Below are 24,059 nucleotides of genomic sequence, written 5' to 3'. Positions count from 1 at the left end.
ATGTCAGTCTTTGCACGTCTCAAAAAGGGTGCGGTCGCGGGTGGTATCGCTATCGCCGCGCTGACCGCCGCCACGCCCGCTCATGCCTGGTGGGAGGCGGACTACAGCTACCGCACCAAGATCAACCTCAATACGCAGGCCGCTGGCGTGACCGGCGAGGTTGCCCGCGCGCCGGTGCTGATCCGTCTGCACAGCGGCAATTTCAGCTTCAAGGATGTGAAAGCCGATGGCTCCGACCTGCGGTTCGTCGCGGGCGATGACCGGACCCCGCTCAAGTTCCACATCGAGAAGTGGGCGCCGAAGGAAGAGCAGGCGCTGATCTGGGTCGATGTCCAGGGGCTTGCACCCGGCCAGGCCTCGGCGATCTATGCCTATTACGGCAATCAGAAGGCCGCCGCCGCGCAGGATGTCGCGGGCACCTTCGGTCCTGACTACCGTCTGGTCTATCACTTCAACGACGAAGGCGCGGCGAAGGACGCCACGTCGAACGGCAACAACGCCGCAGGATCCGCGGGTCGCAACGCTGCGGGTCTGATCGGTAGCAGTCTCGTTCTCGACGGGACCACGCCGGTCACGCTGCCCGCGTCCGCGTTCGCCAACGGGCCGCTCAGCATCAGCTTCTGGGTCAAGCCCAAGGGCGACGGCACGATCTTCGCGCTGCCCGGCAGCGTCAGCCTCGTTGCGCAGGGCGGCCAGCTGTTCATCGATCAGGGCGGCAACCGCTCGGCCGGTGCCGCGCTCGGCGCCGACGCCTGGGCCAATGTCGCGCTGGTCAACGACGGCAGCAAGTCCGTGCTCTACATCAATGGCCAGCCTGCCGGTGAAGTGACCGGGGCGCTGGCGGCCGGCAGCGGTGCTCCCGTCCTCGGTCAGGGCTTTGCGGGCGAACTGGATGAACTGCGCGTCGCGGGCTCCGCGCTTCCTCAGAGCGCATTCCAGCTTGCTGCCGGCAGCGAAGGCCAGACGTCGAAGCTAGTCGTTGCCGATACCGCGCAGCAGGTCGAGACCGGCGGCAGCGGCCATTTCGGGGTGCTGTTCAAGGCGCTGACGTTCGATGCCTGGGTGGTGATCCTGATCTGCGCGTTCATGCTGCTGGTCGCCATCGCGATCATGATCACCAAGGGCCTGCTGATAGGCAAGGTGCGCTCGGCGAACGAGGCGTTCCTCGACGCCTACAATGCCCAGGCACGCCGTGCCGGCGACCATGATGGGCTGCCCGCCTTCGATCCGGGCGCCACGGCGGCGGACTCCACGCTTGGCCGTCTCTACAATATCGGCCGCAGGGAACTGACCGAACGCCTCAAGGAAGGCCGGGCCACCGGCAGCCGCTTCGCGATCCGCGCCCAGTCGATCGCGGCGATCCGCTCGGCGCTCGACGCAGGGCGCGTCCGCGAGGGCCAGAAGCTCAACGCGCGGCTGGTGCTCTTGACCATCGCCATCTCGGGCGGACCGTTCATCGGCCTGCTCGGCACGGTGCTCGGCGTGATGATCACGTTCGCCTCGGTCGCTGCTGCTGGCGAAGTGAACATCAACGCCATTGCGCCGGGCATCGCCGCCGCGCTCCTCGCGACGGTCGCTGGCCTTGCGGCCGCGATCCCGGCGCTGTTCGGCTACAATTATCTGCTCAGCCGCATCGAGGAGATCACCGCCGACCACGATATCTTCGTGGACGAGCTGGAGAAGCGCATCGCCGAGACGTGGCAGGATGTTCCTGCCGCGGCGCAAGCGGCCTGACCCCGAGATAAGGAGATCAGGCCATGGGTATCCAGGTAGGCGGTCCGAAGAAGCCGTATAACGAGATCAACATCACCCCGTTCGTCGACGTGGTGCTGGTGCTGCTGATCATCTTCATCCTGATGACGACGGCGGCGGTGCAGGGGATCAAGGTGGACCTGCCGTCCGCCTCCTCGGCCAAGACGCTGGAGGCGCAAAAGAGCCGGGTCATCGCGGTCAGCAACGACGGCACGGTATCGATCGACGCGATCCCGGTGTCGATGAGCGAGCTGGAGAGCCAGCTGCGCTCATCGATCGCCGCCACACCCGACCTCGCGGTCATCCTGCGCGGTGACCGGGCGGTCCAGTACGACAAGGTCATGCAGGTCCTCGACCTCTGTTCCAAGGTCGGCGTCCCCTCGCTGGGCATGGCGTCCACCCGCCCGCCCGCTTCGGCGCCCGGCGGCAGTCAGTGAACCGGGAGGGGACGATGATCGATGTTCTCCTGGCCCCGTTGGCGAAGCCGATTTGCCGATCGACGTCCAGCCTTGCGCCCGTCACGGCACAGCTTCCGCAAGCCCTGGTGGCGGCGCAGCGGACGGGGCTGGCTCCTGCTGGTGCTCCTCCTGCTACTGATCGCGACGATCATGGTCCTGCTCGGGTCGGCGCGTGCCCTACCGGTCGCGGTGGGCACCACATCCGATCAAGCGGACTCGACATGATGCTGGAGGCGGCTCGTCTCGGTCTCAACCTGTTCGGCTGGAATTCCGACTGGACCGGCGCGCGTCTGTTCATCGATGGCCTCAAGCATGAGCGCTGTGCATCGATGGGGGCGCTGTGATGGCGGCCGCATCCTTCATGGTGCCCGAGGGACCGCGCCGCAGGAAATCACCCGTCACCTTCGGCCGTGTGCTGATGGTGGTCGGAGTCGGCCTAGTGATCGGGGTCGCCTGGAACATGCTCAGCTGGCAGTCGGTCTCCGACCGCCCGAACGAGATTAAGACGACAGCGGTGATCCTGCCGCCGCCGCCACCTCCACCACCGCCGCCCAAGCCGGAGGTAGTCGAACAGCCGCCCGAGCCGACCATCGCCCCGCCGATCGAGCAGCCGCAGGATACCCCACCACCGCCACAGGCGAACAACGATCCGGCGCCCGGCGACAGCGCGCTCACCGCGCGTGAGGGCGCCGGCCCCAGCAGCTATGGCCTCGCCGTGGGCAATGGCGGCGGCACGCGGATCGGCGGACGTCCGGGCGGCGGCACCGGCGATGCGTTCCGCGCCTATGCCAATGTCGCGCTCGGCTGCATCCGGGCTGCGGCGCAGCGCGACCGCGAGCTGTCGCGCGGACGCTATAACGCAACGCTCACCGTGACGATGTCGCCCGACGGCCGGTTCGCCAATGTCCGTGTCTCGGGCGTCGACGAACGCCGCGCCGCCCAGATCCGCGAGCTGCTCGCCGGGGCCTCGTGCCAGGCGCCGCCGGCCGGCCTGCCGGTGATGCGGATCGACCTTTCCACCCGTTCGGGAGGCTGATCGCATGACCGCCCGACATTCGAACACCAGCCTTCCGAAGGGGATTATCATGACCAGTATCACAACCAACAAGCGCACGAAGCGCGCCGCGCTGATGGCGTGCGCCGCCGGCGCCACACTGCTTGCCTCGCCGGCGCTCGCGCAGGAGCGCCGCGTCGACGGCGAGAAGATCCTCCAGCTGCTCGTCGCCAAGGGCGTGATCACGCAGGACGATGCCAACACGATCGTGGCGCAAGCCGAAGTGGTCGAACCGGCCCCGGCGCGCGCCCCGATCCCGCAGGCTGGCGTCGCCGCCGACGGCACCCAGACCGTGACCTATGTGTCGCCGGTGGTGCGCGAACAGATCGCACAGCAGGTTCGTGCCGAGCTTGGCAGTCAGGCGCAGGCCGAGGGCTGGTCGAAACCGGGCGAGACGCCCGAATGGACCCGCCGCATCCAGCTTTATGGCGATGTGCGTGTGCGCGGCGAGATGCGCCGCTACGACAAGGACAATGGCGACATCTTCTGGGATTACGCCAAGCTCAACCATGGCGATCCGTTCGACGTCAACACGTTCAACCCCGACTTCATCGGCGCGCCCTATGTCAACACGCTGGAGAACCGGAACCGCTTCCGCCTGCGTGCCCGTCTCGGCGTCAAGGCGCAGATCACCGACTGGATCAGCGCCGATATCCGTGTGGCCACCGGCGCCGACAATGGCCCGGTATCGACCAATCAGACACTGGGCGCCGACGGCACCGGCAAGTACCAGCTCTGGGTCGACCGCGCCTCGATCCGTCTGACCCCGGTCAAGGACGTGGCGATCGACGTCGGCCGGTTCGCCAACCCCTTCTGGTCGTCGGACCTGATCTTCGACAATGACATGAACTTCGACGGTGTCGCGGTGTCGGCCAGCGCCTCGGTCAATGACAGCTTCCGCCTGTTCGGCACGGCGGGCGCGTTCCCGATCTTTAACACCGATTTGAACTTCGGCAGCCAGAACGCGCAGGTCGAGAACAACGTGCCGCGCGGCCGGCCGTATAAGAGCCAGGACCGCTATCTGTTCGCGGCGCAAGCGGGTGTCGAGTTCAAGCCGACCAGCGACATCGGCATCAAGCTCGCCGGCGCCTATTATCACTTCGACAATGTGCAGGGGAAGCTGTCGGACCCCTGCTATTATTATGAGCTGGTCTGCTCGACTGACGCGCTGCGCCCGGCGTTCCAGCAGTTCGGCAACACGATGACCCCGCTTAGGGACATCGTGCCCAATCCGATCAACCCGACCATCTCGCCTGAGCCGCAATATTTTGGCTATGCCTCGAAATTCGAGATCCTGCATGTGCGCGGCCAGCTCGACTATAAGACGGCGAGCGGGTTCGGCGTGCGCCTCGAGGGCGACTATGTCCGCAACCTCGGCTGGGACGGCAAGGCGATCCGCGGCACCTTGCAGGACGGCCAGGGCTGGGTCGGCACCGCGCTCAACAATCTCGGGCCGGACACCCTCTATCCCGATCCGACGCCGACCGATCCCAAGAACGTGATTTCCAAGCCCGGCCGCTATGAAGGTGGCAACCAGGGCTGGCAGGCACGCCTGACGGTCGGCACGGTGATGAACCTCAACCTTCTGGGCGACTGGCAGGCGAAGCGCGGCGACTGGAACGCTTATGTCGCCTATCGCCGGCTCGAAAGCGACGCGGTGCTCGATGCGTTCGCCGACAGCGACTTCCACATTGGCGGCACCAACAATCGCGGCTGGCAGATCGGCGGCAATTACGGGATCGCCAAGAACACGATCATCGGCCTGCGCTGGCTCAGCGCCGAAGAGATCGCTTCCGCGCCGTTCAGCGTCGATCGCGGCTTTATCGACCTCATGACCAAGTTCTGAGGCGAAGGAGCGGATTATCCCATGTCCACCGCGACGCTCCTCTTCGTGACCGCCCGGCTGCGCTCGATCGCACGAGCAGACGGGCGCCCGCACCCGGCTTCGTCCACCGCATGCCTCCGTGGGCGGAGCCGGGTCACGAGTCATGGTGCGCCGCGCTTCTCCCAGTTCCGGCGGCAAAGCACCGGAAACGGGCCACTGCGACTTCACTCCCCGCAGCGGTCCATATGTCCACTGGCACCTGACGCGGTCACGCGGTTAATCCCTTTTTCGCGTGCCCGCGTCCTTGTCCTGGCCGGGCTGTTCCTGACCATCGGATCGCAGGCCGTGCGCGCGCAGGATGTTCCGGCGCCCGAGGCTCCGCCAGCGGTTCTCGAACTGCCGCCCCTGCGGGTCGAGGCGAAGGCGGAGCCATCGACGCCGCGCACGATCGGCGGAACGCCGCCGCAAGGCCCGTGCGTCATCGTCGACATTGCCGGCGATCGTGCCGGTCATCTCGACTGCGCCACCCAAAGGCTCACGGTTGCGGCGCGGATTGCACAGGAGCAGACCCGCGCCGGGATCGACGCGCCGGTTCCCAAGGCCGGCTCGCCCGATGCCCAACTCGGCGTCGCCAACCAGACCGCGACCCGCCTGCGCATGGGCAGTGCGTTCGGCAACTCGGTCCATTCCGAGCGGCCCACGACGCGCCCGCCACGGGCGCCAAGGCCATGACGATGACCAGCTTCAGACCCTCCAGTTCCAGGCCGGCGCTGGACCAGCGGCGCGGCCATCACACCGACCTTTCACACGAACATGATGCGGCCATGCCCGAGGGCATCCGGACCGCGACCAGCCTGCCGGAGAACAAGATATGATCAGCAACTGCAACATCCGCACCCGGCTCCTGATCGGGGCTTCGCTCTCGGCCATGCTGCTCACCGGTGTCGCCGAGGCGCAGGACCGTTCGGGCGGCGGATGGGGCCGAGGCGCGCGCGGCGCGGGCGCCGATCCGACGGCAGCGGCCGCACGCGCCGCACAGGATGAAGCGATCCGCCAAACCCAGACCAACAGCGCGACCCAGCGCGCGCTCGAGGCGTTCCGCCGCGCGGCGCAGACCCGCACCCAGATGCAGGACGCACAGGTCCAAGCACGTATCGCCGCGCAGCAGGCGATCAACAATATCCCTAACGGCATCGGACCGGGCGGGCTTCAGGCCGCGCCGGAGATCGAGATCGATCAGAGCCTGTGGGTTGGCGCCAATGGGCCGGTGCAAAGCGCAGGCAAGGACGGTCGCACCAATGTCACGATCGACCAGACCGAGAGCAAAGCCATCCTCACTTGGGACAGCTTCAACGTCGGACGCGAAACCGACCTCACGTTCAACCAGCAAAGCGCCGACTGGGTCGTGCTCAACCGCGTGCGCGACGCGAGCCCCTCCCAGATCCACGGCAGCGTCAATGCCAAGGGAACCGTGCTCATCCTCAACCAGAACGGCATTCTGTTCGGCGGCGCATCGACCATCAACGTCAAAAACCTCGCCGCCGCCGCCGCCAACATCACCGACAGCCAGTTCCTGAACAGCGGCATCTACTCGAGCCTGTCGGACGGCAGCTATCTCCCCAGCTTCACCAATGCCGGCGGCAAGATCACGGTCGAAGCCGGCGCGCAGATCAAGACCCATAGCCCGGACTCCGTCACCGCGGGCGGCGGCTATGTGCTGCTGCTGGGCACCGAGGTCACCAACGCCGGCTCTATCGCCACGCCCCGAGGTCAGACCCTGCTCGCGGCAGGCGACGATTTCCTGATCCGCAAAGGTTATGGCACTGAGGAAAATCAGTCCTCGACCACGCGCGGCAACGAAGCGCGCGCCACCATCGGCGCGGACTCGGATAGCGGCACTGTCACCAACACCGGCGTGATCGAAGCGGTGCAGGGCGACGTCACGCTTACCGGCCGCAAGATCAGCCAGGACGGCGTGGCGCTCGCTACCACCTCGGTCAACCAGCGTGGCACGATCCATCTGCTGAATTCGGCCGACGATGCCGAAGGCTCGGTGGAGTTAGGTCCGGATAGCCTCACTATTGTCCTGCCCGAACTGGAGAGCGAGGATACCGCGCTCGACGGGCAGCGAGACAGTCTAATTTCGCAATCCCGGAAAATGGATGCCTTGCGCGCTGGCCTTTCCAATGGGCAGTTCGACAATCTGGGCTCGCTTTCTGACCGGCTGGATCAGTCGCGTATAGAAATCGTCAGTGGCGGAAAGGTCCTGTTTAGCGGCGGTTCGCAGACCAACGCGCAAGGCGGCCAAGTGGTAGTACAAGCCGACAATGGGCGCATCACAGTCGAAAATGACGCGAGGATAGACGTCTCGGGCGTGATGGGCATCGCCATGGACATGGCCTCCAACTCGATCAGGGTGAACGTGCAGGGCAATGAACTGCGTGACAGCGCACCCAATCGCGAAAATGGCAATATCAAAAGCCAGGATATATGGGTGGATGTTCGTGACCTTGTGATGCTGCCCGATGGCACCGGCGGCTATGACGGCGACCGCTGGTATACGAAGGGCGGCCTGCTGGAACTGAGCGGGGCATTGGCCAACAGGCCGCGCACGATCGGCGAATGGGCCTCCATCGGTGGCACCATCACTCTCGCCGCGAAAGAGATTGTAGCACAAAAGGGAGCAATCTTCGACATTTCGGGCGGTAGCCTCGACTATCAGGCCGGCTGGGTCCGTTCGACGCGGGTGCTCGGCGCTGATGGCAAGCTCTACGATCTCGCTACCGCGCCCGCTTACATGAAGATGCTCGCTTGGGGAGACGCCTATGTCCGCAGCCATGAGCGTTGGGGCGAGCAATATACCCAGGTCTGGTCGCACCCGCTCGGCGGTGCGCGATCCTCCCGCCGCTGGTCGGAAGGCTACAGCGTTGGCCGAGATGCGGGACGTCTGATCTTGGGCGCGCCGACGATCCTGTTCGACGGCGAGATTCTTGGAGATGTCGTCACTGGGCAACGACAGATCGAGGCCAGACCGGACGACGTCCGCGACGGCTTCAAGCTAGGACAGGCGCAAGTTGCACAGGCCGGTGGTTTGACTATCGGGCGTCAGGGATCCTTTGGCCAAGCCGGCGCTCTTGACAGTCGCGCCGAGATTGGGAGCTTTGTCTCGGGCACAGGCCAGTTGTCCTGGGACGAGGCCATCTCCGACAATTTTCAGAACAGCGTGCTTCTGGATTCTGGCCGGTTAAGCAGCTTTGGTCTGGGGCGACTGGATATCGCCGTTTCCGGGCCGTTTGCCATCACATCCGATCTTGCGGTTGCCGATGGTGGCGCGATCAAGCTGGCCGCCTCCACCATCGACGTCAGCGCCACGATACGCGCGCGCGGAGGTAGCGTCGATATCAGCAATGTCGCCCGCGTTTCGAGCTCAGATCCCTCCACCGATTCCGGCATCGTGTTGGCGGGTGAAGAAACAGGCATATTTCGTCTGCATGATGGCGCGACCATGGATTTGCGCGGCATTTGGACGAACCAGAACGACGGGCGCTATAGCCTAGCGCATATCGATGGCGGCACGCTTTCGGTTCGGATGGTCCGGGGGTCGGTCAGGCTCGATGCGGGAAGCCTGGTCGACGTGACCTCGGGTGCGACGCTCAGCCAGTCGGCGGAGCTGGTCGGGGGGCGCGGCGGCGACGTAACGCTGATCGCAGGAGCGCTCGACGGCGCCAACCCGGGCGCCGTCGTCAGCACGGCCCCCAATCCATCAGGCACCCGGCTGACCATGGACGGCGAAATCAGGGCGTGGGGCGTCGAAGGCGGCGGCAAGCTTACCCTGCATTCGCCAGTCACGACGATCTTCGGTTCCAATGACAGGTTGGCCGGCTTGGCAACAGGCGTGCTGCCCGCCGGGACACAGGCACCCACCGCCCTGATCCTTTCGGAAGATGCCGTTCTGAAAGGCGATGTCGTTCTACCGAACGGTATCACTCTTTCGGTGAAGACGACCCCGCTCGACATTCCGCTCCCCGCGGGCACCGTTCCGACAACATTCGCCATCGTGACCACGGGGGACTGGGCGGTGACGGACGGGCTGGCCGTCAACACCGATCGGGGCAGCTTCTATGGCGGCAGCACTGTTCCTGCAGGCGCGACTGTCTATGAGATTATCAATGCGCGGGGGGACCAGACATTGGGCGGCCTTGTGCTTCCGTCGTCGGTTTTCCCGGAGGGGCTGCCGCTCGTCAACGCAATTCCCGTTACCGTGGCACCCGGCGGCAGACTTGGTTTCGATTATAGCTATCGTGCCGGCGATACCGTTCCCGCTGGCATGGTTTTCGGCCAGCCTGTGCTGTTTGAACCGGCGGCTACCTTGTCCAGCGACCTGCTGAATCGCGGTTTTTCCAATTATGCGATCAGCAGCCGGGCCGGCCTGCAATTGGCTGACGGAACGAGCCTGCGCGTCGAAGTGCCGGTGCTGCGCCTGACGGAGGACAGTCGCGGATGGAAAACCGGAGCCGATCCGCTCGACGCCCTTCAACTTTGGACTCCGCCAGTTTTTCAGGCCGATATCGCTTCGGGCACCATGGTCCAGCGCGCGGGCGCCGATCTGTCACTGCGCGCAGCTGACGTGCGTCTTGGCTTGGGATCGCGGATAGAAGTCGACCCTGGCCGCAAAATCCGCATCGCGGCGCAGGGCGCGCAACTGCTGGAGGGCGATTTGGTCGCCCGTGGCGGAACCATAACGGCGGTCACCGAAGCGGTGCTCGATCCGCAATTTTCCGACGATGTCATTCGCTATCGCGATCCTTTGGTGCCGGTAAAGGCAGAGCCGATCGCCATTCCAGCCGGTGCATCGATCTGGATCGGCCCGAAAGCACAGCTCGATGTGTCAGGCGTAAGCGCGGCCGGCACAAGCCTTTCGGGTAGAAGGTTCGGGATTGCCCAAAATGGCGGCTCGATTCAGCTAGGCGTCGAAAATTATGCCAGGGTCGATCGTCGCGATCTGGTGCGCGCATCCAATGTTCCGATCCTGATCCAGGATGGTGCGGTGTTGGCGGCATCCGGCGCGGCGTTGACCGTGGACCTGTCCCTGGGCGATGTCGCCGCAGGTGCGTTTCGCCCGGTAGAGCTCGCAGGAGACGGCGGCCGGATAGAGATCGGTACGCAGCGCAGCATCTTCAACAACGGTACGATGATCGCCCGTGCCGGGGGCGATGGGGCGGCCGGTGGTGTGCTGAACATCGTGCTGGAAAATGACATTAATTACGATCATTACGGCTATAAGGTTCTGACCATCGCGCAAACGCGCGCGGCGGCGGATTTTCCAGCGGCTGCCGCCCCGGGTATCGTCGGGCTCGATCTACCCGACGGCGTCGCCCGGATCAGCGCAGAGGAGGTGGTGGCGGGCGGCTTTGGTGCGCTCGATTTGCTGAGCCGCGACGTTTTCGCCTTTGAAGGCGACATCCGTCTGAACCTGCCGCAAAGCCTGATCCTGCGGCGCGGTATCCTGTCCATCGCGCAGCCCGAGACACCGGCGACGGTCAACCTGTCGGCGGCCTATACCCATCTGGATGGATGGGTGCCGCCAAACACCGGCGAGAACGAGCGCATTTCCGGCCTGCGGACGAACAATAGCGATCGGCTTCTCTACACTACCTCCTCCGTCAATGCCGGACGTCTTGCCATATCTGCGGACCTGATCGACATTTCCGGTCAGGTGATGGTCGGCCACGACGCGGGGACGTTCGACATTCCAGGCTTTGCCGATGTTACCCTTACCAGCCGAACGGATATCCGCTTTACGGACGGTCAACTGACGACCGGCAGCGACACGAACCTGATCGCAGCCCAAATCTATCCCACCACAATGGCCAAAGGCGTCATTCGGCTGGGCTATAATTGGCGCAATCCCGATCCGACGCTGAAAACGCTGACAATCCGTGGCAATGGGACGAATCCTGCGGTGCCTTTTTCGGCATTCGGGCAGATGGTCCTGGCGGCCGATAGGATCGATCAAGGCGGCATCATCCGTGCACCGCTGGGCGGAATATTGTTCATGGGCCGTGACGTGCCCGACGTTCTCTGGGGGACAGAAAGCACTGCCATCACCTTGCGTGCCGGCAGCATCACCTCAACGAGTGCCACCGGATTGACCATGCCCTATGGCGGTGTCAGCGACGGTATTGAATATCGCTATAATGGTGGGGTCGTGGAGTTCTCCGACCCGCTCGACGTTCAGGTTGCATCGCCGAACGGCGAGATAAAACCGCTGGGCATTATATTCGGCAACAGTAGCGTCGCGGCCGAAGCCGGTTCGGTAATCGATCTGTCAGGCGGCGGCCAACTGTTGGGCGCGGGCTTTGTCAGCGGTCGCGGCGGATCGGTTGATATCCTGCGGCAGGCCTTGTCGTCCGCCAATCCGGCCTATGGCACCAATGGTGGCGATGGGATTTATGCGATTGTTCCAACCGGAAGCGCAGCATATGCGCCCATTGCGCCAGATGTCGGAGCGGGCGACCCGCGTGTCGGCCAGACCATCACGTTGACCCGGAAGACCGGAAACCTGCCGGCAGGAACCTACGTCCTGCTTCCATCCATCTACGCTTTGCTACCGGGCGCGTACCGCATTGAACTTGGCACTTCGTCTGCCGTTGATTCCGACAATGTCGCCCAGCATAGCGGCTCGTTCGTCAGTCAGGGCTATCTAGGGAGTCCGGTCGCCGGCCTGCGGGACGCTCTGCCCACCAGCTTCGTGCTGACACCTGCAGATGCGGTTCGCACCCTGTCTCGCTATGACGAGACCAGCTATGCGGCATTTGCGGCGACGCAGGCAAATTTGTTCGGCGCGCCGAAACCTCGGGTCGAACTGGATGCGCAGACAGTCCAGTTCAATCTTCTGCCCACCGGCACAACCTTCGATTTCAAGGGTGACATTCGCCTGAATGGGTCGGACGGCGGGCGCAGCGGCGGGATTTTCGTCACCGGCGGAGCGATTGAAGTCCGCCGCGATGACCAAGCCGCGGCAACCGACATGATTTCCCTGTCGCAAGCGGATGTGGCGCGGCTTGGCTCCGGCACTCTGGTCCTTGGCGCCAGCTACGATCTAAACCAGGTGTTCATCGACGGCGCGCCTGCGGGTTGGGAAGTCCGGCTGGGCCACAAGTTCAAGCCGGCGCCCTATGATGTGGTCGTGCGCGAGGGCGTGACGATCACCGCCGGCGACGTTCTGCTGGTCGGGACAAATATCGCCTTGGAAACAGGCGCCACCATCAATGGGTCGGGCACCATCGGCGGTGCGCTCAGCGATACCGCTTATCCCATCAGAAGCGCCGATTTTTCCGTGCTGACGGTGGGTGGCGGGCGGATCGACGTCGGGTTGTCGACAACGGTCGCTCCCGATGGCGGGATTCGAATCGATGATGGCGCCAGACTGCGTGCGGACGGATCGATCGGCTTCGCGACATCGGGCGATACGGTTCTGGGCGATGCCGAACTCAAGGCACGCTATCTGACCTTTGCGAACGACATCATCAATATTGGTGATGAAACGGTCCTTGCTGATGGCTCGCCATTCAGCGGGAAGGGTAGTGGCGCGAAGTTGAGCGTGCAAAAGCTGGAGGCGCTGGCCAGTGGCGTGGATGGCCTGGAAAAGCTGGTTCTCAACGCCAGCGGCGCGCTCAGCTTTGCGGGGGACTTCACGCTCGATCTGAAAAGCCGCGACAACACCCCGATGTCGCTGGTGCTGATTACGCCGGCTATTTACGGTTGGGGCGCTACGACCGATACCGCCCAGATCAGCGTCGATACCCTCGTGTGGTCGGGCCAGTCGCTGGGTTCCGGTTTCAACCGGACCGGCAGCGGCGTGAGTCTGCCCGTGATGACCAGCGCGCCACCAGCCCCCTTGGTCCCCGGCGGCGCCGGTACGGGTTCGGGCCGGCTGGTACTGGAAGCCGACAGCATAATGTTTGGCTATGATGCCGATACACCTCAGCAGGATCAGGCGACGCTGGACCGGCTAGCGCTTGGCTTTGACAGAGTGGAACTGGCCGCGCGTGATCGATTGACCGCCAACAGCCGCGGCACGCTGTCGGTTTATCGCGGTGGCGTCGATGCAGCCACCTATTCGGGCGGCGATCTTTCGATCACGACCTCGCTGCTGACCGCCGAAAGCGGCGCATTCCTCTCGCTTCGTGCCGGCGGCGATCTCTCGGTAGGCATGGCTGGCGATACGCCTGCCGCGAGCATGGCGGCGCTCGATACGATTGGGGCTGAAATTCGGCTGTCTGCCACCAACGTCACGATCGATACCCCCGTTGTCCTGACCAGCGGACGCCTTGCCGTCAATGCGCAGAATAACGTCACTCTGGGCAGCCAGGCTGCGCTTGATGTGACGGGGCAGAAAGTCCGATTTTTTGACAAGACCGTTGCGACGCCGGGCGGGGAGATCGTTCTGCTCAGCCATGCGGGCAATATCAGCCAATCGGCCGGCTCGATCATGAACGTCTCTGCTTCCGATGCCGATGCCGGAACGATCCGGCTTCTTGCCCCACAGGGGCTGGTTGATCTGCTCGGCACGATTCGGGGCTCTGGCGGAAGTGACAAGACGGGCGGGAAATTCAGTCTCTCGGCGGAAAGACTGCGTGATTTCGCGGCTTTCAATCGCAACTTGTCGGATGGTGGCTTTTTTGGGGAGCGCAATTTCGTTCTGGGCAGCGGCGACTTGACGATCGGCGACGAAGTCCGGGCCAGTCAGGTCGATATTGCGGTCAATGGCGGGTCGCTGAAGGTTGACGGGCGGATTGACGCATCGGGCCGCCGGGTGGGCACTATCCGCCTCGCGGCTCGTGACGATCTGACGCTGTCCTCTCGGGCAATTCTGGATGTCCACGGCACCGAATTGCAACGCGATGGCCGGCGCGAAGCCATCGACGCAACCAACCGTGGCCATATCGAGCTATCATCTACGGACGGCGGCGTTGCACTGAGCGAAGGCGCGGTGATGGACCTGCGATCCGCCGACAATATTGCGCGGGGCCAAGTGGAAATTAACGTCAGCCGCTTGGGTGCTGACGATATCGCATTCCAAGCCGCCGAGGGCGCCGTGGTTCGCGGCGCAGCCAGTGTCGCAGTGAACGCGATGCGCACCTACCGCCCCGAAAGCGGAGAAATCAATCAAGCATATATGGACACTATCCATCGCGACAGCGTTGCCTTCATCGATGCGGCTTTGGGAAATGAACGGGTTTCGGCGCGCCTCGGTGGACTGGCGCCCTTGGGAGCGGCGTTGCATTTGCGGCCAGGCGTGGAAATTGCTGGTGGTGATCTGACGGTCACCGGCGACATCGATCTGTCGGGCTACAGATATGGGCCGGATGCGGACCCGGCACGGCGCGGTTCGGGGGAGACAGGCCTGCTTCTTCTGCGGGCCACTGGCGACCTCGCGATCCGCGGCAGTCTGACCGATGGGTTCGCGCCACCGCCTTCAACGCCGGACGACAGCAATTGGGGCCAGTTGCTGTCCTCGGGCGTGCTGACGGATGATCTGATCATGCCGGTCGCCGGTGTTATTCTGGCCGGGGGATCGACGACGATCAGCCTTGCAGACATCAGCGTGCTGAATTTCGACATAACCACCGGCGACTTCACGCAGTTGGCTCCCGGCATCGCCCCTCAACCCATCACCGTGCTGAATGGATCGTTCAGTGAAGGCGCCGTGATCAATGCCGACATTCTGACGGAAACGGGCGATATCCTCTATCCGGCGGGGTATCGCTTCGAAACCTTCCAGACGCTGCCTGCCGGCTCGGTCTTGACCAAGGGGTTCGACACGTCGCTCGGCTTTATCTATGCCGCCCGGACGACCTGGACTGCCGGGACGCCGCTGGATGTGCTGCCCGATTATGGCGTCATACTTGATATCGACACGGTATTGCCGTCGGGCGCGCTGATCCCGAAGGGTAGCAATGTCGCCTATGCCAGCTCCCCGTTTATCCCGTCCCGCCCGATCAATGCAGATGGCACTCAGGGTCGGTTGTGGGCGATAGCGCCGATGCTGGATCCCGGTATGTCATCATGGGCGATGCGACTGGTAGGCGGCGCCGAACTGGCGGCTGCAGACACGCGCGCTGTCAGTCTGAGTGGCCGGGGCAGCGTGATAATGAGCGATCTGCATTATGCCGGCTCGCCGCTGGTCCAGGCGCCCTCGGTGGTCCGCACAGGCACCGGCTTTTTGGAAATCATGGCCGGCGGCGACTATCGTCAGGATACGTTGTTTGGGGTCTATACGGCGGGAACGCAGTCGGCGGAGACGGAAGCCTGGTCGGTCGCGCGCGCGCCAAACGCGCTCGATCCGACCTCCGTCCTTGGCTATAATGGCTACGCCTATGAGGCCACGTTTAACGCGCAGCGGATGTTCTTCGCGGAAAATGGCGGCGACTTGAGGGTTTCGGTGCGCGGCGATGCCACCCAAAAAATCGATATGATCCCCGAGAGCATATATAGTTCCACCTTGAATCCAAGGGTCAACAGTTCAGCATGGCTTTGGCGGCAAGGAGGTGAGGCTCTTGGCCAGCGCGCGGCATGGGGGATCAATTTCGGGCAATATTCGCCTTATGGTTCTTCCGTCTATGACGAAGGAATTGCGGTGGCGGGCTTCACCGGCATCGGTACGCTGGGCGGCGGCAATCTCAGCCTATCCATAGAAGGCGATGCCGGATTGCTGGCGGCTGACGCCACTAACGCGATGAACGGTCTGCACCTTGCGGTCGCCTCAACCGGACGGGTCGATGCTGATGGCTCGCTGAGCCAGACAGGTGGCGGCGATCTGACATTAAGAATAGGCGGCCGATTCAACGCCCGTTTTGATCCGACAGACGCGAACCAGCGCGCCGCCGGCGGATCGCTGACCAATCTGCGCGGCGCGATTGTGGCGTCCGCCGGATCTTTCGGCCTTACTCACGATGCCGCCTATGGTCTGGCTGTATCGCAGATGGACCCGCGCGCGCCCAACTATGCCGAACCGGGCCAACGCTATGGCTATACGCCGATCAGGATTGAACTCGGCGATGCGACGGCCGATGTCGTATCGCGCGGCGATCTGGTGGTCGCAACAGGCACCAATCCTGGTCTCTCGCAGTCCACCACGCTCTATGGGATGAAGACCGCGGCGGAGAAGGATGGCGCATCGGGGGCTGCCGCTGCCGGATTCAGCCTTTGGACGGACCGAAGCGCGATCCGCCTGCTCGCCCTGGGCGGCGACATACGTCAGTCGCATGTCGATCTTTCTGGCGGGGGCATCGGAGTCGACCCTGGAACGATTGCGTTCGCCGCGACCCGGGGATCGATAAGCAGCGACCTCCTGCTCGCTCCGGCGACCGGCGGCGCGCTCGGGCTGTTGGCATGGTCCGGTCTCTACGGGCGCGCGAACATGACCTCTGCCGATACGGCGGACGTCGCGACGCCGTTCGATCCGATCTGGTACTTCAGCCCCAGCTACGACGTTTCGTCCTGGGATGTGATCTCGAACGGGAACCGGACCTACAAGCTGATCGGCGACTATTTTGGTTTCGGGACGGGGACGGCCACGAACCTTCATCAGCGATCCGACAACAACATCGATTTCTATTCGGTGACTGGCGATATCGTCCTGAACAGCGGATCGGCCGGAGTGGTCGCGATTGGGGAGGCCGGAGAATTCCAGAATAGCTATACCGTGTCGCAGCCGGTACGGATGTGGGCAGGGCGAGACATCATTACCGATCTGATCTTGCTCAACAATGATGCGAACGACATTTCGATCATAAGGGCCGGGCGGGACATTCTGAACACGGAAGTGGAAGCCTACGGACCCGGCGTGGTCGAGATTTCCGCGGGACGAAATATCTACTTGAACGCCAAGAACAATGGCGATCATCTGCCTCGGTTCGCCAGCCGTGGACCACTGATAGCAGGAGACGAGCGCCCGGGTGCCCAGATCACCCTGATGGCAGGCGTCGGCGGGGCGGGAGCACCATCCTATGAGGCATTGGCAACGCTCTATCTGGACCCGGAAAATCGTGCCGAAGCGGGAAGTTCACTGGCGAATCAGCCCGGCAAGGTGGCGCACAGCTATGAAGAGGAACTGCTGACGTGGCTGCGCAGGCGCTTTGGCTTCGAAGGAAATGCGGCAGGCGCGCTTCCCTATTTTCTAGCTCTGGCGCCAGAGCTGCAGCACATCTTTCTCAACCAGGTATATTTTCAGGAACTGCGGCAATCCGGACGTGAATATAATGACGCCGCCGGATCTCGGTTTGGTTCCTATCTGCGAGGTCGCAATGCGATCGACACGCTGTTCCCTCGTCTTGATGCCAATGGAAATGAGATCGTCAGGTCCGGTTCCATAATCCTCCTGGAATCAGCCGGGGTGCACACCGATTTCGGGGGAGACATCACGCTGCTAACGCCGGGCGGCGGCGTCACGCTGGGCACTTCCACCTTCATCCCTCCTGCCAGCACCGGCCTTTTGACGCAGGGCAACGGCAATATTGATGTCTTCGCGCAACAAAGCGTGCTGCTAGGTCTTTCTCGGGTTTTCACGACCTTTGGCGGTGACATTACGATGTGGTCGGCGCAGGGGGATATCAACGCGGGGCGCGGCGCGGGCGGCACCGTCATCTATGCGCCCCCGAAGATCGTCTATGATCGCTACGGCAATGTTGCACTCGCGCCCACCGCCCCATCGAGCGGCGCGGGCATCGCAACGCTCAACCCGGTCCCGGAGGTCGCGCCGGGCGACATCGATCTGATCGCGCCGCTCGGCACGATCGATGCGGGCGAAGCGGGTATCCGGATATCGGGCAACATCAACCTTGCCGCGCTCCAGGTGCTCAATGCCTCCAACATCAAGGTCCAGGGCGAGGCGACCGGAATCCCGGCGGCAGTCTCGGTCAACACCGGGGCACTGACCGCGGCCAGTTCTACCGTCAGCGCCGTCGCCAATCAGGCGGCCCAGCTCGCCGAACGGGCGCGGCCGCAGGTCCGGACCGAGATACCGAGCCTCGTGGATGTCCGCTTCCTAGGCTTCGGCGAAAACCCCTGACCAAATGTGCGCCGCCGAAAAGCGGCGTGCCCACCGGGATGGCGTCTCCCACGCCATCCCGGACCACACACACATCTTGAGTGAGTAGATTATGACCGATCCTGTTTCCCAAGCCGCCCCGGCGGCGGACCAGCCGCTGCTGCCTCTGTTCTACAAGGCGGTGCAGCCGCTCAATTCGCAGGTCCATGGCGACTGGCGGCTCACGGCGGGGGATGCGTCCTTCGCTCGCGAGACGCCGTTCGTGCCTATCGTGGCCAGCGAGATCCCGGCCGCCGCGCGCAGCTATCCGATCGTTTTCGCTGCCGATGGCGCGCAGCCAATCGCCGTGCTCGGCCTCGAGCGGCGCAACCTGTTCGTCGCGGACGGGTGCTGGACCTCTGAGGACTATGTCCCCGCCTATGTGCGGCGCTATCCCTTCGCCTTCGTCGCGACGGACGAGCCGCGCGGCGTGCAGCTCGCAATCGACAGCGGCTCGGACCGCGTGGCGCAAGGCGGGAGCGAAGGCGCGCCGCTGTTCGCCGATGGCCAGCCCAGCGAACTTACCGCCCAGGCGCTGGAGTTCTGCGTGGCCTTCGGCCGCGATGCCGAACTGACCGCACTGTTCGCGACGGCGCTCAGGGAGAAGGGCCTGCTGATCGACCGTCGGGCCGACGCCACCCTGCCGGACGGGCGCAAGCTCGGCCTCGACGGCTTCCAGATCGTCGATACCGAGAAATTCGCGGCTCTCGACAATGCGACGGTCCTTGCCTGGCACCGCCAGGGCGTTCTCGGCCTCGTCCATCATCACCTAGCCTCGCTGGAGCGGTTCAACACGCTCCTGGGCCGCCAGGCGCGCCTCATCGCCGGTGATGCGCCCGTCATGCAAACGTCACCCACGGATGCTTCGAGCGATCCAGCCGCGGCGGCGGCGACCGCAGACCTCTCCGCAGACAGTGCCGCCGAATCCACAGCGCCAGCCAAATCCAGGAAAGCCTGACCCATGACAGCCACCCGTTTCCTCTTTTCCGCCTTCCCCCTCGCCGGCATCGGCTGCGTCGCCACCGCCTCCGCGCAGGTGATCGGCGGCGCCCCGGCACCGGCCGCGCAGCCCCAGAGCCAGCCGGCGTCCCAGCCGCTCGGCGGTCCCGTCGTGCCCGGCGTCTGCCTGCTGTCGCGTGAAGCGATCTTCGCCAATGCCGCGGTCGGCAAGGCTGCGTCGGCGCGGCTTGCCGAACTCACCCGCGCGGCGCAGTCCGAGGTCGATGGCCAGCGCACCCCGCTCGAGAATGAGGTGAAGGCGCTCGAAGGCCAGCCTGAGAATGCCGTCAACAAGCAGAAGCGCGAGGCCCTTGCTGTGCGTTGGCAGGCGCTCCAGCAGAAGGCCGTCCATACCAGTCGCGAGATCGAGGCCACCCGCGCCAAGGCGCTCGAGCGCATCGCCAACGAGGCCCAGCCGATGATCGCGCAGGTCTATGGGCAGAAGAAATGCGGTCTGCTGTTCGACCGCGGCGCGGCGCTCGGCGGCAATTTCGCGAACGATCTGACCGCCGATGTCGTGCGCGCGCTCGACGGGCGCATCCAGACCATCAGCTTCGAGCGCGAGCGGCTGCCGGTCCAGCAGGCGGCCCAGCAGCCCGCTGCGTCCACGCAACGCTAAAACGGGAGAAGCACCATGCTGACGATCGCCTTGCTGCTGCTGGCGGGGTTCATCGTCGGTGTGGCGCTGACCGCGATGTTTGCGCTTCTTTATATCGGGGTCATTCACGCCGAGGCTGTCCGCATCGTCGATACCCATCTGGCCGGGATCGCCATGCCGACGGCCGGGCCGGTGATGACGATGCGGCAGATGGTATGAGATCATGCCGATGACCCGATGTCTCGCTTGTGGTTCGCGGTCTGGCCGGATCGGCTGATGGCCTGTTCTTTTCTTCTCGGATGATCCTGATGACACGCAAACCCTCTCTGTCCTTCTTCGGTCGCATCGCGCGCTGGACGGCGACCCTGGCCGGTGCCGGCCTAGCCGCCGCCGCGCCCGCTCAGGCTGAAAAGCCATCCTCCACGTCCGTCGATCCCGCCGCCGCACCGGCCGAATGGGTGCGCTATGCCGAGATCGCGACCGTGGCGGTGACGCGGCAGCTCGAAGCCGGCACGGAAACGGCGGCGCGGCTGCGCGCCTCTCTCGATGCGACCCGACCAGCCTTGGATCAGCCGACCCGGCCCTTTGTCCTGAAGATCTGGATCGATGCCGACGGCACGGTTTCGCGGATCGATCACGCTCCGTTCGCGGATGCGCAGGCCAATGCCGATCTCAACGCGCTCCTCGTCGGAGAGTCCATGCCGAGCCGTCCTCCCAAAGACATGCTGCTCCCCTTGCGGGTCTTGATCGAGCTTCCGCCCGCACCGCCTGCGGCAAGGGATGGTTCTCCAGCGCTCGATGACGCCAATCGGCGGCTTCAGCCGCCGCCGGGTCAGGACCGCCCGGTGACCGATCCGCTCGGACTTCCCGAACGCGGCGGCGTCAATCGCCTCAACCTCGAGGGCCAGCCCGGTTCGCGCCCGCACACCCACCACTAGATCGGCGAGACCCCGCCACGAAGCCGCTGGCCGGCGGCTGATGCCACGGTGCAATGACGGCGGCGGCGGTCTATGGCCGACAATCCTCAACCCTCACTGTAAAGAGTAAAGCATGACTGGAAATGATCTTGTTGACGCCCTCGCCGCCGCGCAGGGCCTGACCAAAGCGGATGCGAAGAAGGCCGTCGACTTCCTGTTCGGCGCGATCGGCGACGCCGCCGCTAGGGGCGACGAGGTGGCTATTGCTGGCTTCGGCAAGTTCGCGACGAAGAAGAGCCCGGCCCGCGATGGCCGCAATCCGAGCACCGGTGAGTCGATGACCATCAAGGCATCCACCAAGATCGCGTTCAAGCCCGCCAAGGCCCTGAAGGACAAGGTCAACGGCTGATGTTGGCTGACCGCCGGCGCTGCCGGCGGTCCTCGTCTATCCTTGCGATTCTTCTATCATGGGCCGGCGTTCAGGGGCGTCGGCAGATGATTGCCGCGCGATTTTGACAATCGCCCCCGAGATCCGACAGCGGCCCTCGCGCTGATCGTCTATACCGGCGCACAGTCAGGCGTGCGTCCTTCTGCCGGCCCCTCGTGCCGCTTCGCCCGGACCCGCCGCGCCGCCCTTCGAGCGATAGCGCCGGAGCGGCCCACAATGGAGACGATCATGACGATCATCCGGGCGGATGCCGCATCCGCATGGCGCGACCGCGCGCGCTACGACCGCCTGCTGGGCTACGACCGGGCGACCTGGGCTTGGGAATGGCTGCGCCGTTCGCTCGGCCGCGAACCCGTCATGCTCCGCCGCACCAGCTGGACCATGCGGCGCGCCATGCCGCCGCTCTATGTGCTGAGCGTCAAACGACGGCGGTTCGGCCCGCTGCTGCCGCTCGCTGTGCTCGACGACGTCGCCGGTTTCGCCGGACATGTCTTCTGGTGCGGAGACCAGCATGCCCCGGTCCTCGCCGTCGATGCCGTTCCCGCGCCGCACGGCACCGGCGACGGTTTCCATCTGCACGCCTTGCGCCATCCCGCCGTGGTGCTGCGCCATCGCGGCGGCGAGCATCTGCTGATCGCCGAGGGTCCCCGCTGCATCCGCATCGCTGTTCGCTCGGGCACCTTGCTCGCCGGGCCGGTGCGGCTCGTCTATCATGTTCCGGACGGCATCGACGTGGAGGCCAAGCTGCTGACCCTGCGCCGTCTGACCGCCTTGTGCCGCCTCGGGCGCTTTCCCGCGACGCTGTTTCCGCCGGAACGGCGGGCGCGGCGCTGGGCTCTGGCCTTGCAGGCATGGGATGGCCGTCAGGCCGGCGCGAGCCACCGCGACATCGCCGCCGTCATCCATGGCGAACGGCTCGTGCGGCGCGACTGGCTCGGCGCGTCCGACTATCTGCGCACCCATGTGAAAAGGCTGCTCAGGACCGCCGATATGCTGGTGGGCGGCGGGTGGAAGCATCTGCTGCGCTAGGTGCGGCACGGACCGGGCGTCTCGCCCGCTGGCGCGGACGACCGCGCTCTATTGCGCTAGGCTCCTTCGTCGCCAAGCTCCACCGGGCCAGCTTCGCTGTCCCGGCCTGGCGGTCACGATCGCATGACGCAGGCCGGGAGCCTTGCTCCCGGATGTGGCCGGGCGCGCGTTCCGCGCCCCGGCGTTGCTTTGTTGGCATCCCCTTGGGCGCGGAGGGTGGTCGGCGCGCCCTGCTAGGCCCGCCGCGCCGGGCGGCAAGCCGTCCGCTGCGCTTCCGGCTGCTCCACTGCGTTGCGCCCCTTCGGGTGCCGCCCGCCGCTTCATGCGGGCCTCTCTGGTCGCTCCTGCCGCCCACCCCCCACGCCCGGCGGGTTTGCGGTCGGTTTTGGGCCAGTGAAGGAGGCTAGCTATGGGTATTTCCGGCAAGCGCCGCGCGCGCGGGGAGGTTGGCGATAGGGAGGCGAACCCCCGCGTCAATCTCTATGACGAGGTGACGTGCAAGATCATTTCCGAACTGGAAGCGGGCCGCTTCCCTTGGGTGCAGCCGTGGGATGCGAGCGCGGCGCGCGGACCCGATCTGCCGTGCAATGCGCTGACCGGGCGGCGTTATTCCGGCGTGAATGTGCTGTTGCTATGGGGCGCGGCCATCGAGGGCGGCCACCCCTCGCAGCATTGGCTCACCTTCAAACAGGCATTGGAAGCGGGCGGCAACGTCCGCAAGGGCGAGCGCGGCACCACCGTCGTCTATGCCGACCGCTTCATTCCCGAAGCCGAGAAGGCCCGCGCCGCCACCAGCGGCGAGGACGCCAAGGCGGTGCCGTTCCTCAAACGCTTCACCGTGTTCAACGTCGCGCAGTGCGAGGGCTTGCGCGAAGGGCTGGCGAGCGATCCCGCGCCGCTTCCCGAACGCGAGATCATCCCCCATGCCGAAGCCCTGATCGCGGCGACCGGCGCGGATATCCGCATCGGCGGGGATAAGGCCTTCTATGCCCCCGGTCCCGATTATATTCAGGTGCCGCCGCAGCCCGCCTTCCGCGACCAGATCAACTATTACCGCACCGTCTTCCACGAACTCTCCCATCATTCGGGCGCGAAGCACCGGCTGAACCGCGACCTGTCGGGCCGCTTCGGATCGAAGCCCTATGCGCGCGAGGAATTGTGCGCGGAAATCAGCGCCGCCTTCATCTGCGCCGCCTTGGGCATCGTCCCGACCGTCCGCCATTCCGATTATCTCGGATCGTGGCTGGAGGTTTTGCGCGAGGATAATCGCGCCATCTTCCGCGCCGCCAGTCAGGCGAGCAAGGCGGCGGACTATATCCTCGCCTTTGGCGAGGATCAGGAACGGAAGATCGCGGCATGATCCTCCTGACCCCCGAACTGCGCGCCGTCTTGCGCGCCAACGCCATCGCCACCCACGCCGCGCAGGCAGAGGGCAGACGCGAACCCGACCCGTTTCCGGTGGTGAAGCTGTTCAATCCCTGTGGCGCGGCGACATGGCTGGCGACCGAACTGGATGACGATGATCGGACCTTGTTCGGCCTGGCCGACCTTGGGTTCGGAAGCCCGGAACTGGGCTATTTCGATTTAGCCGAGATCGAGGCCGTCCGCCTACCCGGTGGGCTTGGCATCGAGCGCGACCTCTATTTCACGGCGCGTTTTCCGCTGTCGGCCTATGCCGAGGCCGCGCGGATCGCGGGCCGCATCACCGAGGCCGAAGCCTTGCTTTCGACCGTGGCGCGAGCGCGTCAGCTTCGCACACCCCGCAATCCCGAGATTCCGCGCAATCCGCACGGATGAGCCGCGCGGCTCTTTCCCGCGCAATTCCCGGCTCCATCCGCAACCCTTGCAAGATCGACGGATGAAGCCGGTCCACCCCAAGCAGGAGT

General features: G+C 64.7%; 16 protein-coding genes. All 16 read left to right on the top strand.

The window, feature by feature from the left end; all coding sequences use genetic code 11:
- Window positions 1–1,734, top strand: a complete 1,734-nt coding sequence (locus LH128_RS15170; RefSeq protein ID WP_008830532.1) for a DUF2341 domain-containing protein — start codon at window positions 1–3, stop codon at window positions 1,732–1,734.
- Window positions 1,735–1,757: 23 nt separating this feature from the next.
- A complete protein-coding gene (locus tag LH128_RS15165) occupies window positions 1,758–2,189 on the top strand; it encodes an ExbD/TolR family protein (protein ID WP_008830531.1) in 432 nt (143 codons plus the stop codon).
- A gap of 14 nt (window positions 2,190–2,203) precedes the next feature.
- Window positions 2,204–2,554 carry a hypothetical protein gene (locus LH128_RS33460; RefSeq protein WP_172705064.1) on the top strand — a complete coding sequence of 117 codons (351 nt, stop codon included), beginning with the start codon at window positions 2,204–2,206 and terminating at the stop codon, window positions 2,552–2,554.
- Window positions 2,554–3,246: a hypothetical protein gene (locus LH128_RS31425; RefSeq protein ID WP_008830530.1), complete on the top strand. Its 693-nt coding sequence runs from the start codon at window positions 2,554–2,556 to the stop codon at window positions 3,244–3,246. The genes LH128_RS33460 and LH128_RS31425 overlap by 1 nt, the downstream gene beginning before the upstream one ends.
- A gap of 49 nt (window positions 3,247–3,295) precedes the next feature.
- Window positions 3,296–5,110, top strand: a complete 1,815-nt coding sequence (locus tag LH128_RS15155) for a putative porin (RefSeq protein WP_037519591.1) — start codon at window positions 3,296–3,298, stop codon at window positions 5,108–5,110.
- A gap of 324 nt (window positions 5,111–5,434) precedes the next feature.
- The gene (locus LH128_RS33455; protein WP_172705063.1) at window positions 5,435–5,821 is read left to right on the top strand and encodes a hypothetical protein; all 387 of its coding nucleotides are present in this window, start codon (window positions 5,435–5,437) and stop codon (window positions 5,819–5,821) included.
- A 2-nt stretch (window positions 5,822–5,823) separates the two neighbouring features.
- Window positions 5,824–5,964 (top strand): hypothetical protein, encoded by a 141-nt coding sequence (locus LH128_RS33450; RefSeq protein WP_172705062.1) that lies wholly within the window; start codon window positions 5,824–5,826, stop codon window positions 5,962–5,964.
- Entirely contained in the window at window positions 5,961–18,164 is a 12,204-nt protein-coding gene (locus tag LH128_RS15145) for a filamentous haemagglutinin family protein (protein ID WP_008830527.1), read from the top strand. The genes LH128_RS33450 and LH128_RS15145 overlap by 4 nt, the downstream gene beginning before the upstream one ends.
- Window positions 18,165–18,255: 91 nt before the next feature.
- Window positions 18,256–19,140, top strand: coding sequence for a SapC family protein (locus tag LH128_RS15140; protein ID WP_008830526.1), 885 nt, complete (start codon window positions 18,256–18,258; stop codon window positions 19,138–19,140).
- Between the two features lie 3 nt (window positions 19,141–19,143).
- Window positions 19,144–19,800 (top strand): OmpH family outer membrane protein, encoded by a 657-nt coding sequence (locus LH128_RS15135; RefSeq protein ID WP_008830525.1) that lies wholly within the window; start codon window positions 19,144–19,146, stop codon window positions 19,798–19,800.
- 15 nt (window positions 19,801–19,815) lie between these two features.
- Entirely contained in the window at window positions 19,816–19,998 is a 183-nt protein-coding gene (locus LH128_RS15130) for a hypothetical protein (protein ID WP_008830524.1), read from the top strand.
- An 89-nt stretch (window positions 19,999–20,087) separates the two neighbouring features.
- Window positions 20,088–20,717 (top strand): hypothetical protein, encoded by a 630-nt coding sequence (locus tag LH128_RS15125; RefSeq protein WP_202196481.1) that lies wholly within the window; start codon window positions 20,088–20,090, stop codon window positions 20,715–20,717.
- Between the two features lie 112 nt (window positions 20,718–20,829).
- Window positions 20,830–21,105 carry an HU family DNA-binding protein gene (locus tag LH128_RS15120; protein WP_008830522.1) on the top strand — a complete coding sequence of 92 codons (276 nt, stop codon included), beginning with the start codon at window positions 20,830–20,832 and terminating at the stop codon, window positions 21,103–21,105.
- Window positions 21,106–21,372: 267 nt separating this feature from the next.
- Window positions 21,373–22,173 (top strand): DUF2285 domain-containing protein, encoded by an 801-nt coding sequence (locus LH128_RS31420; protein ID WP_172705061.1) that lies wholly within the window; start codon window positions 21,373–21,375, stop codon window positions 22,171–22,173.
- Between the two features lie 409 nt (window positions 22,174–22,582).
- Window positions 22,583–23,533, top strand: coding sequence for an ArdC family protein (locus LH128_RS15110; protein ID WP_008830520.1), 951 nt, complete (start codon window positions 22,583–22,585; stop codon window positions 23,531–23,533).
- Window positions 23,530–23,970, top strand: coding sequence for a DUF2958 domain-containing protein (locus tag LH128_RS15105; RefSeq protein WP_008830519.1), 441 nt, complete (start codon window positions 23,530–23,532; stop codon window positions 23,968–23,970). Before LH128_RS15110 ends, LH128_RS15105 begins: the two co-directional genes overlap by 4 nt.
- Window positions 23,971–24,059 lie beyond the last annotated feature (89 nt).

The organism is Sphingomonas sp. LH128 (assembly GCF_000293195.2).
Taxonomy (GTDB): Bacteria; Pseudomonadota; Alphaproteobacteria; order Sphingomonadales; family Sphingomonadaceae; genus Novosphingobium; species Novosphingobium resinovorum_A.
The sequence above is the reverse complement of the archived record's forward strand: the minus strand, read 5'-3'. Positions and strand labels throughout refer to the sequence as shown.